Annotated in this window: 11 protein-coding genes; 3 read left to right on the top strand and 8 right to left on the bottom strand. The window is 66.5% G+C overall.

Going from position 1 to position 9,474, the window contains the following annotated elements; genetic code table 11:
- The 8 genes from AC1D1P_RS07470 to AC1D1P_RS07435 all read right to left on the bottom strand — a co-directional run.
- A partial coding sequence (locus AC1D1P_RS07470; protein WP_477672555.1) for an NnrS family protein occupies window positions 1-1,044 on the bottom strand: 1,044 nt, incomplete at its 3' end.
- Window positions 1,041-2,210, bottom strand: coding sequence for a hypothetical protein (locus AC1D1P_RS07465; protein WP_477670556.1), 1,170 nt, complete (start codon window positions 2,208-2,210; stop codon window positions 1,041-1,043). The genes AC1D1P_RS07465 and AC1D1P_RS07470, both read right to left, overlap by 4 nt.
- Window positions 2,207-2,578: a metal-sulfur cluster assembly factor gene (locus AC1D1P_RS07460; protein WP_477670557.1), complete on the bottom strand. Its 372-nt coding sequence runs from the start codon at window positions 2,576-2,578 to the stop codon at window positions 2,207-2,209. The genes AC1D1P_RS07465 and AC1D1P_RS07460 overlap by 4 nt, the downstream gene beginning before the upstream one ends.
- Window positions 2,575-3,045, bottom strand: a complete 471-nt coding sequence (locus AC1D1P_RS07455) for an RrF2 family transcriptional regulator (RefSeq protein ID WP_477670558.1) — start codon at window positions 3,043-3,045, stop codon at window positions 2,575-2,577. The genes AC1D1P_RS07460 and AC1D1P_RS07455 overlap by 4 nt, the downstream gene beginning before the upstream one ends.
- 14 nt (window positions 3,046-3,059) lie before the next feature.
- Entirely contained in the window at window positions 3,060-5,336 is a 2,277-nt protein-coding gene (locus AC1D1P_RS07450) for a nitric-oxide reductase large subunit (protein ID WP_477672554.1), read from the bottom strand.
- A gap of 40 nt (window positions 5,337-5,376) precedes the next feature.
- A complete protein-coding gene (locus tag AC1D1P_RS07445) occupies window positions 5,377-5,664 on the bottom strand; it encodes a DUF2249 domain-containing protein (protein ID WP_477672553.1) in 288 nt (95 codons plus the stop codon).
- A 300-nt stretch (window positions 5,665-5,964) separates the two neighbouring features.
- On the bottom strand, window positions 5,965-6,369 hold the full coding sequence (locus AC1D1P_RS07440; RefSeq protein WP_477670561.1) for a response regulator: 405 nt from the start codon (window positions 6,367-6,369) through the stop codon (window positions 5,965-5,967).
- A gap of 170 nt (window positions 6,370-6,539) precedes the next feature.
- A complete protein-coding gene (locus AC1D1P_RS07435; protein ID WP_457282038.1) occupies window positions 6,540-7,016 on the bottom strand; it encodes an FKBP-type peptidyl-prolyl cis-trans isomerase in 477 nt (158 codons plus the stop codon).
- Window positions 7,017-7,190: 174 nt separating this feature from the next.
- Here AC1D1P_RS07435 and AC1D1P_RS07430 point away from each other — a divergent pair, with 174 nt between their 5' ends.
- The 3 genes from AC1D1P_RS07430 (at window position 7,191) to ypfH (ending at window position 9,328) form a co-directional block, all read left to right on the top strand.
- The gene (locus AC1D1P_RS07430; RefSeq protein ID WP_477670562.1) at window positions 7,191-7,649 is read left to right on the top strand and encodes an Rrf2 family transcriptional regulator; all 459 of its coding nucleotides are present in this window, start codon (window positions 7,191-7,193) and stop codon (window positions 7,647-7,649) included.
- The gene (locus AC1D1P_RS07425) at window positions 7,639-8,568 is read left to right on the top strand and encodes an NAD(P)/FAD-dependent oxidoreductase (RefSeq protein WP_477670563.1); all 930 of its coding nucleotides are present in this window, start codon (window positions 7,639-7,641) and stop codon (window positions 8,566-8,568) included. The genes AC1D1P_RS07430 and AC1D1P_RS07425 overlap by 11 nt, the downstream gene beginning before the upstream one ends.
- A gap of 112 nt (window positions 8,569-8,680) precedes the next feature.
- Window positions 8,681-9,328, top strand: coding sequence for an esterase (gene ypfH / locus AC1D1P_RS07420; RefSeq protein ID WP_477670564.1), 648 nt, complete (start codon window positions 8,681-8,683; stop codon window positions 9,326-9,328).
- Window positions 9,329-9,474: the final 146 nt, after the last annotated feature.

Here is a 9,474-nt window from a genome sequence, read left to right as displayed (position 1 = left end):
GACAAGCACATAGCAGGTGACTTCGGTGCGGCCCGCCTGGAGCGGCCGGCCGGTATGGCCGAGCGCGGTGCGGGTCATCATGCCGATGATGAGCCCGCCGATGGCGCCCACCGTCAATGCGTGGGTTGCCGCCGAAGGTGTGACCCAACCAGCCGCAGCCAAGCCGCGCAGCACCAGGTGCACCGGAATCCAGAAGTAGGCGGCATGCAGCACCCAGGCCAGCGGTGTGTGCGTGGTCTTCCATGGTTGCCACAGTGCCCAGCGCGCAAGGTGTGTGGCCGCGCAAACACCGGCAAGCGCCGCCAGCGGCGCGCCCCGGATCTGCAGCGCATCGGCCAGCAGCAGCGCCAGCACCGAGCCCAGCGCGGCTTTCTCGAGCCAGGGGCGGCGGGTGGCGTTGGCACCCGGCACGCCGTTGTTGGTGAACATGGGAATCACGCGGCCACCCATCACGGCCATGATGAAGAGCATGACGTCAAGCGCAGCCTGAATGCCGACCCAGCCCGGCAGCTGCATGAGCCCGAGCTGCGCAAGATGCACCGCCAGCACGGCCACCGCCATCAGCAGCAGCAAGCCGATGAAAAAGTAGTTGCGGCGATTGCGCGCGGCGATGAAGGGAACCGCCAGCGCAACGGCCGCGGCCAGCGGAAACGCAACGTTGACCGCCGCCGCAGCCCAGCCGAAGGGCGTGAGCACAAGCACCCGCCCGGCCACCCAGAGCGCCGCCAGCGCGGCCAGCGGCAGGCCGGTGGGCGTGGGGCGGTTGGACCAGTTGCGCCCGGCCGTGAACAGAAAGCCCACCACCACGGCCAGCGTGAAGCCGAACAGCATTTCGTGCGCATGCCACATCGGCCCCTGCAGGTAGGGCTGGCCCAGCCAGCCGGCGAACTGCAGCGCCCACAGGCCAATCGACAGCGCGGCGAACACGCTTGCCAGCAGGTAGAAGGGCCGAAAGCCGGTTTGCCAGAGCGCGATGCCTTGCGGTCCCGCCGTCGGAAAAGGTGAGCTGTCAGGCGGGGTTTTGATGGGGATGGACTGTGTCATAGCGAGGTCTTTCCGGGTTGCGTGGCGATCGTTGCGCCGTCGTTGATACGCCATGCGACAGCGGCGCCAGCGACGGTTGCGGCAAAGAGCGCGATGGCTGCGGCGTTGAGGGTGGCGCCGGTGGCGCGCAGCGGCGGGTCGAACAGGCCGAAGCCGAGCCGCGCGATGAGGGACAGGTGAAGCGCCGCGAGCGGCACGTAGAAGAAAGCGCCGAACTGCAGCTTCACGCGTGCGATGGCCGGCAGGATCACCGGCGCGTGGCCCATCATCATGCTGACAATAAACCCCAGGCCGAGCGCGTGAAGCGCCATGTCGCGCAACGGCAAGCCCAGCGCCGTGGCGGCCCATGCCGCGCCGGCCACCGCCAGCCAGCCGTAGCCGCTGAGTAGGCACACCGCCATGTAGCGGCTGAGCCCGTGGGCCAGCACCGTGCGGCGGGCAATGTCGAATATGGCCAGCCACATTGCCAGCAAGGCCAGTGCTGCGCCGTACAGCAGCCCGCCCCACACGGGTGATACGGCCGACGCCGCGGCGCCGACAAGCATGGCAGGCAGCACGGCCTGGAGCGACCACTGCGCGGCGGGTCGGCGGCGCATCAGGCGCGTCATTTCCAGGCGTTCGGCCGCGATGGTCATCACGAGGAAGGCGAACCACCATGGCAGGATCGCGCCGCTGCCGAAACCGAATGCGAACAGCAGGTTGCCGGCCAGCCAGGCCCCCGCGCCGGCGAGCAGCAGCCAGGTGTGAGCCGCGCGCTGGCGCCACACCACCACGGCATTGACGGCCGTAAAAGCAGCCGCTGCGGCTACGCCCAGCCAGGCGCCTGCCTGTGCCTGCCCGAGCAGCAGGCACAGGCCGCCCAGGCCCGAGGCGAGAGGCGCAAAAAAAGCGGCACGCAGTTTGACGGCCACCGCCCGTTCAATACCGATGACCGTGCCCAGGAAGCCGCAGATCATCAGTGCGGCATGCGAAAGGGCGGCATGGCCGAGCCAGGCGGCATCGGCCACGGCGGGCAGGGCCACGCCTGCGCGCAGCAAGCCACCTGCGATACCGGCCAGCAGCGACAGCACCACTACTGCCGGCAGCAGTAGCCGCGCGCCCACCTTGACCCAGGGCGGCGCGGCTCTGTGGTGCAGCGTTGGGCGAAGCGGGCGTGAGGGTTTCACCAGCCCATGAAGCGCTTGGCGCTCTCGCTCATTTGGTCGGTAGACCAGGGAGGGTCCCACACCAGTTCGACTTCGATCAGGAGTTCGGGCGGCACGGCGCGGTCCAGCTCGGTTTCCACTTCTTCGATGATGAGGTCGGTCACCGGGCAGGCGGCTGAGGTCATTGTCAGCAGCACATGCAATTTTTCTCCGGTCACGGTGACGCCATAGATCAGCCCGACGTCGACGATGGTCATCGCGACCTCCGGGTCGACCACCCGCCTCAGCGCGTCGATGATGGGCTGGCGCAGCGCCTCGGGCCCGTCGTAGGGRAAGGGTGGCTTGCACACGCTTGCGGCAACGCCGGTGCCGGCGGGGGCTGCATTCATGAGGCACGCCCGGCCGGTGAAGCGGCAGCCGTGCGGCCGGTGAAGAACACCCTGGCGAGCGACTGACGGTTGCGAGCGAGGTCTGCCAGCGTGTAGCGGTCGAGCACGCCGTAAAACGCGTCGACCGCTTCGCCAAGCACGCCGCGCAGGCGGCAGATGCGGGTGATGGCGCAATGGCCGCCCGCCGCTTCAAAGCATTCGGCCGGTACGTCCGTTCCTTCGGTTGCGCGCACCACCTCGCCCACAACGATCAGCTCCGGCGCTTTCGCCAGTGCCAGCCCGCCGCCCTTGCCGCGCACGTTGGCCAGCCAGCCGTTCTTGCCGAGGAAGTGCACGACCTTCGTCAGGTGGTGTTCGGACACGTCAAACGCATCCGCTATCCCGGCGATGGTGGCGCGCCGCTCTGGCTGCGCCGCCAGGTAGATCAACACACGCAGGCTGTAGTCGGTGAAAGCCGTGAGTTTCATGGCGGCTTGCCGGGTCAGGGCCCCGCTGTTGCGGGCACCGCGGTCATGCCGGCCGGCTGCACGGCCGGGCGGCGCAGCAGGCGCGCGGCGTACCAGGCCAGGAAGCACGCACCGATAGCGAACAGGATGTCGCCGGGCACGCGCATCCAGACCAGGGTTTCCATCACGCCGGAGTGGATGATCTCGGGCGAGCGGGCGTACCACAGACCCTTGGTGATGCTGGCCCAGGCCTGGTAGATGCCGGCAGGCAGCAGCGACAGGAAGACCATCATTGCCAGGCCGATGTTCAGGCTCCAGAAGGCGGGCTTGAGCAGGTTGTCGGCATGCAGGTGGCGCGCATACAGGCCGCGCAGGCAGAACAGCATGAGGCCGATGCCCAGCATGCCGTAGACACCGAACAGCGCGGCATGGCCGTGGGCCGCTGTCATGTTCAGCCCCTGCACGTAGTACAGCGAAGCCGGCGGATTGATGGCAAAGCCCAGCAGGCCGGCGCCTACGGTGTTCCAGAAACCGACTGCCACAAAACACATCACGGGCCATTGGTAGGTGGCGAGCCACGGCATGGCTTTGGAGCGCCGGTAAGTTTGCAGGGCTTCCAGGCCGATCAGTGTCAGCGGCACCACTTCGAGCGCCGAGAACACCGCGCCGACGGCGATGACCGAGATCGGCGTGCCGGTGAAATACAGGTGGTGCAGGGTGCCCAGGATGCCGCCGAACAGGAACACGATGGTCTCGGCGATGATGGCGCGGTTGGCGCTTTCGGTGCGCACCAGGCCCAGCTTGGTGAAGATCAGCGCGACGACGGCGGTGGCGAACACTTCAAAGAAGCCTTCCACCCAGAGGTGGACCAGCCACCAGCGCCAGTACTCGATCATCGAATAGTGGGTGTGCTGGCCCCAGGTGAGTGACGAGGCGTAGAAGCCGCCAATGCAGGTGGCCGACAGGAACACCATGGCGATCAGGCCGCGCGTTTCCGAAGGTTTGACCAGTGCCGGCCACAGCGCGCGGCCCAGCAGGAATACCCAGAACAGCAGGCCCACGAACAGCAGCAGCTGCCAGACACGGCCCATGCTGGTGAACTCCAGGCCCTGGTTGCCGATCCAGAAGCTGAAGTCGACGCCGCGATGCTGCAGCGTGCCCAGCCAGCCGGTGGCGGTAGAGCCGACCACGATGGCGATCAACGCCCAGAACAGCACGTCGACGCCGAGCTTTTGCAGCTTGGGTTCACGGCCCGACAGCAGCGGTGCGATGTAAAGGCCCGTAGCCAGCCAGGCGGTGGCGATCCAGAAGATGCCGACTTGCGTGTGCACCGTGCGGCTGACCACATAGGGCAGCACCTGCGCAAGCGGCAGGCCGAAGAAGGATGACCCCTCAACTGCGTAATGCGCGGTGACCACGCCCATGCCGATTTGCAGCAGCATCAGGCCGATCACGGCAAAGAAGTACTTGCGCGTGGCCTTCATCGAAGGTGTGGCAACGGCGCCCAGCAAAGGGTCGGCCTGGGGCGGCTGCGCCTCGGGCCCATGCCGCTGGCTTCCGTGCAGCCACAGCATGGCGGCGATGCAGGCCAGCAACAGGACGATGCTGACCATCGACCAGATGGCGGCCGAGTTGGTCATGGTGTTGCCCACCAGCGGTTCATGCGGCCAGTTGCTGGTGTACGAGAGGTTCTCTTCTCCGGGGCGGTCGGTGACGGCGGCCCAGGAAGTCCAGAAGAAGAATGCCGTGAGCGCCTGGCGGTCGGCCGCGTCGGGCAGCGCGCCTTCGCTCATGGCGTATTGCTCGCGCAAGGCGTCCTGGCTGGCGTCGTGGCCGAACAGGCCTTCATAGTGGCGCGCGACCTCACGGATGGCTTGCGCCCGCGCGGGTGTGACGGTGACGGCGCCGCTGGCTGCGTCATAGGTGTTGCGGCGCATTTCTTCCTTGAGCGCCGCTGCGACTGCGCCGCGGTCTGAGGCCGTGAGCGCGGCGGGCGCCTTGCGGAGCTCCTGCGTGCGCAGGGCCTGCAGGGCCAGCGCTTCCCGATGCAGCCAGTCGGCAGACCAGTCCGGCGCCACATAAGCGCCGTGGCCCCAGACGCTGCCTTGTTGCTGGCCGCCGCTGGCCAGCCAGGCGCGCTGCCCTCTTTGCACTTGCTCGCCCGTGAAAAGCACGTCGCCTGTGGTGCTGACGACGGCTGTGGGGATGGGTGGTGCGGTCAGGTAAATCTGCCAGCCGAGGTAGCCGAGCGCCCCGAAGGACAGGACGAATACGAAGCCGAGCCAGCGCCACAGCATGTTGTTGTTTTTCATCGGGTTTTCTTGGGAAGTCTTGAGTGGGAATGCGTGGAAGTTAGCCGCCACCGCAGGCGCCGCAGCACTGCTTGCTACCCTGCGCGRGTGCAAGCCGGGTGATGGCGACGCGCCAGGTGTCGGGCCCCTGCTCCAGGTAGTCCCAGGAGAATCTGCCGGGCAGGTCCATCATGAACTGGGCATGCAGGGGCTTCGGGTTGTGGTCGTTGATCAACTCCATGGCCTGGCCGGTGCCGAGTTGGTCGAATGTCGAGAAGACCAGCGGATGGCGCTCGCTGGGCGCGAGCTCGCGGAGATCCACCCTGGTGTGGGAAGCGGTGTGTGTCATGGGGATTCTTTCAAAGGAATCGCGAGTGGTCTTCATAAGATGCATTCGAGATACACCTATGGTTAGCCATCGGTCCCTGGGCGCTGTTGATCCAGATCAAACGGAGCCGCTGCAGGCAGCACTTTTCTGGTTTTGGCGCGGAAGCCGGCGCGGAGTGCGGGCGTGGCGAAGCAGCGCGCCCAGGCGGGCGTTCACATCAGGGCCTGCCGGGCAGCGAGAGTCGCGGCATGGCGCCGCTTTTATGTGTGGGCTTGTTTTAGCGGGCGCCTGAGCAGAACGCCTGCCGCTTGAACGTGGGGATTACTGGGGCAGCAGCGGGGCCGTACCGCCCAGGCTGGCCGCATGGGCCTGGCAATAAAGCACCAGCTTTTCCACGTCCTGCGATTTGTCGAACACCTCGTCGGCGCCGAGCTCACGGCAGTAGTGCAGGATGTTTTCCTGGTTGTGGCTGGTCAGCACCACGACCTTCTGGCGGGCTGTGCGCTGCTGGCAGTCTTTCAGCACGCCAAAGCCGGAGCCTTCGGCGAGAAAGAGGTCGACGATTGCAAGGTCCCAGTCATCGTGGTGGGAACCCAGCCACTGGCGGGCACTGGACTCGGAATCGGCGTGGCCGACGAACCGCAGGGGTGCGATTTCTTCCATGGCCTCAACCAGTGTTTTGCGTATGTCCGGCTTGTCTTCGACAAGAAACGCGTTGATGACCATGGGTACCTCTGAAGTTAATCCATGAAGTTAGCCATCATCCTGCGCCGGGGCTGTGGTCGTGCATCACCGGGGGATGTAGGCTCAATCCCACTGTAGTTCAGCGGGCTCCCCAGAGCGGTAACGGTACGTAACGCTAACGGCTTAATCGCCGAACGGTCACGTTGCGCAGATTAATGGTGGTGTCCATGCTCGCCGTGCACATGGCGGTGGGCAATTTCTTCTTCCGAAGCAGCGCGCACGTCGGTCACTTTCAGCGTGAAACGCAGGGCCTTGCCGGCCAGCGGATGGTTGCCGTCCAGCAGGACGGTGTCGCCCTTGATCTTCGTGACGTTGAAGACATGCTCGCGGCCGTCGTCGCCCCGGCCTTCGAGCTGGCCGCCCACTTTGACCCCGGGCGGAAACTGCGTGCGGGGGATGGTGCGCACCAGGCTTTCGTCGCGCAGGCCGAAGGCGTCCGCCGGCTCCAGCGCCAACACGGTCTGGAAGCCTTTTTCCTGGCCGTCCAGCGCTTCTTCGATCTTGGGCAGGGTGTTGCCATAGCCGCCGTGCAGGTAAACCATGGGGGCGCTGCTTTGCTCGACCAGCTTGCCCTGGGCGTCTGCCACCTTGTAGCTAAGGGTAACGGCGGTGTTTTTTCCGATTTTCATGGTGTTTTTCCAGATCTCTGGTGCGTGAAAAACGCTGATTCTCGCCGACCCGGGCCAAAACCGTCCGGACGGCCGGGCACCGCGGTGCAGTGCCCCCTTGAGGCGTGGGGGTTTGACGCGGCCTTGCAGCGCCGGTACGAGATCTCCATAGAATCATGCAACATGATAAGTTACATGAAATTAAGAGGCCGGCTTTCCGCCGTTTTGCATGCCCTGCTGCATATGGCCCATCGCCAGGGGCCGATGACGTCGGACGAGCTGGCGGCCTGCCTGCGCACGCACCCGGTGGTGGTGCGGCGCACCATGGCAAGCCTGCGTGATGCCGGTTTTGTGGTGTCGGAGCGAGGCCATGGCGGCGGCTGGGTGCTGGCGCGGGAGCTGGCTTCCGTCACGCTGCTGGACGTGCAGATGGCTGTGGGCGATGCCGGCGCGCCGGGCGCCGAAGAAGGCGCCCATGCGGACGGCTGTGTCATTGAACAGTCTGTGCAGCGCGCCCTGGCCGGCAGCCTGCGCGAGGCGGAAGCCCTGCTGATGAAACGCCTGGCGGAAGTCACGCTGGCCGACCTGTCGGCCGATTTCAACCGCGCGATGGCTGCGCACGCCCTGTCACCGGAGGCCTCCCATGCTGTATGACGCCATCATTGTGGGCGGAAGCTTTGCGGGGCAGTCTGCGGCATTGCAGCTGGCTCGCGCCAGAAGAAATGTGCTGGTGATCGACGCGGGCCTGCCGCGCAACCGCTTTGCCCCGGAGTCTCACGGCGTGCTGGGGCACGACGGCAAGCCGGGCTTCGAACTCCTGGCGACGGCCCGGGAGCAGCTGCTGGCCTATCCGACGGCAAAGATCTTCAGCGGCCGTGTGACCCGCATTGAAACCGGCGAGGCAGGATTTGTGGCGGAAGCGGAAGAGGGCATGCGCTGGTTCACCGGGCGCCGCCTGTTGCTGGCCACCGGCGTGACGGACGTGCTGCCCGACATCCCCGGCCTGGAGGCGCGCTGGGGCAAGACGGTGGTGCACTGTCCCTATTGCCATGGCTATGAAATCGGCGGTGGCGCCGTCGGCGTGCTGGGCACGGGCCCGATGTCGGTACACCAGGCGCTGATGTTTGCCGACTGGGGCGAGGTGACCCTGTTTACGCAAGGCGTGGTCGATGTGTCGGCCGAAGAGCATGGGCTGCTGGCCGCGCGCAAGGTCAGGGTCGAGCCCAGTCCTGTCGCCGAACTGCAGGGCACGGCGCCCGCGCTGGAAAGCGTGCTGTTGCAGGATGGCCGGCGCGTGGCGATCAAGGCCTTGCTGGTGGGCACGCAGGTGCGCATGGCCAGTCCGCTGGCTGAAGCGCTGGGCTGCGCGTTTGACGATTCACCGTTTGGCCCCATCGTGCGCGTCGATGCCTGGGGCATGACCAGCGTGGATGGCGTGTACGCTGCCGGCGACATGGCGCGCGTGCCGCACAGCATCACCTTCGCCACTGCCGGGGGTGTGGCGGCCGGCGTCAGGCTGCACTCTTCGCTGATCACGGAAGACGCGCAACGCGGGGAAACCGCAGCGGCATAACGCGGAAGAACGGGCGGAACGCGGCGTAAAAAGGCGGGGCTGGTTAAAGTGGTTGAAAGAGGCTGAAAAGGCCTCAATTACCTTTTTTCACCCTGCTCACGCTTGCCCTGCCATGAACCCGTCCGAGACCGAAACCATTGAACTGCTGCCCGTGAACGGCGCCCCCCGTCAACTGTTTGTGCTGCTGCACGACGCGGGAGGCACGGCCACCGACATGCTGGAGCTGGGTAACCTGCTGGGCGGCGCATTTCCCGAGGCGGCCGTGCTGATTCCGGAAGGCCTTTCGGGCCCGCATGCCGATGCGGCGGGCGCTACCGCCGCCGGCAAGGACGACGCCGCTGCGCTGGCCGCGCGCGTGGAGGTTCTGGCGGCCTTTGTGCGTGCGCAGCAGCAGCGGTTTGAGATCCTGCAGTCGGACACGGCACTGGCCGGCTTTGGCGCCGGCGCCAGCCTGGCGCTGGCCCTCAGCGATGCGCATGACGGCCTGGCCGGCCGCCTGCTGGCCTTCGGCGGCGGCTACCAGATCTGGCCGGCGAAAGCGCCTGCGCTGACCACCCTGCACCTGCTGCACGGGCAAAACGACGACGTGGTGCCGCTGGCACGTACGCGCGGCGACTTCGACCACCTGATGGAACTGGGCGCCGACGCCACCCTGGACGTTGCCGCCAGGCTGGGCCACGAGCTGCACCCCGCGCTGATGGACCAGGCCGTGACGCGGCTGCAGACCTGTGTGCCGCTGCGGCACTGGAAAGCCGTCTGAATAAGCCCACCCCCGTCCGGGCTCACTGCGTGTAGCCCGATCCCCCCTCGAGGGGGCGCCGCCTGCCGCCCCGCAACGCCGGTTCCGCGGCCCCAGCACGCATGGACTGGGTGTGGCGGCTCAGGTATTTTTCAGGAAAATAGTAC

It is taken from the genome of Polaromonas sp. P1_E1_2 (assembly GCF_056406035.1).
This window is presented reverse-complemented; position numbering and strand designations above follow the sequence as displayed.

Excerpts from the sequence above, each read along its gene's own strand:
- AC1D1P_RS07430 (WP_477670562.1), top strand. The coding sequence starts at position 7,191 with ATGAAATTAAGAGGCCGGCTTTCCGCCGTTTTGCATGCCCTGCTGCAT.
- AC1D1P_RS07455 (WP_477670558.1), bottom strand. The coding sequence starts at position 3,045 with ATGAAACTCACGGCTTTCACCGACTACAGCCTGCGTGTGTTGATCTAC.
- ypfH (WP_477670564.1), top strand. The coding sequence starts at position 8,681 with ATGAACCCGTCCGAGACCGAAACCATTGAACTGCTGCCCGTGAACGGC.
- AC1D1P_RS07435 (WP_457282038.1), bottom strand. The coding sequence starts at position 7,016 with ATGAAAATCGGAAAAAACACCGCCGTTACCCTTAGCTACAAGGTGGCA.
- AC1D1P_RS07425 (WP_477670563.1), top strand. The coding sequence starts at position 7,639 with ATGCTGTATGACGCCATCATTGTGGGCGGAAGCTTTGCGGGGCAGTCT.
- AC1D1P_RS07450 (WP_477672554.1), bottom strand. The coding sequence starts at position 5,336 with ATGAAAAACAACAACATGCTGTGGCGCTGGCTCGGCTTCGTATTCGTC.
- AC1D1P_RS07440 (WP_477670561.1), bottom strand. The coding sequence starts at position 6,369 with ATGGTCATCAACGCGTTTCTTGTCGAAGACAAGCCGGACATACGCAAA.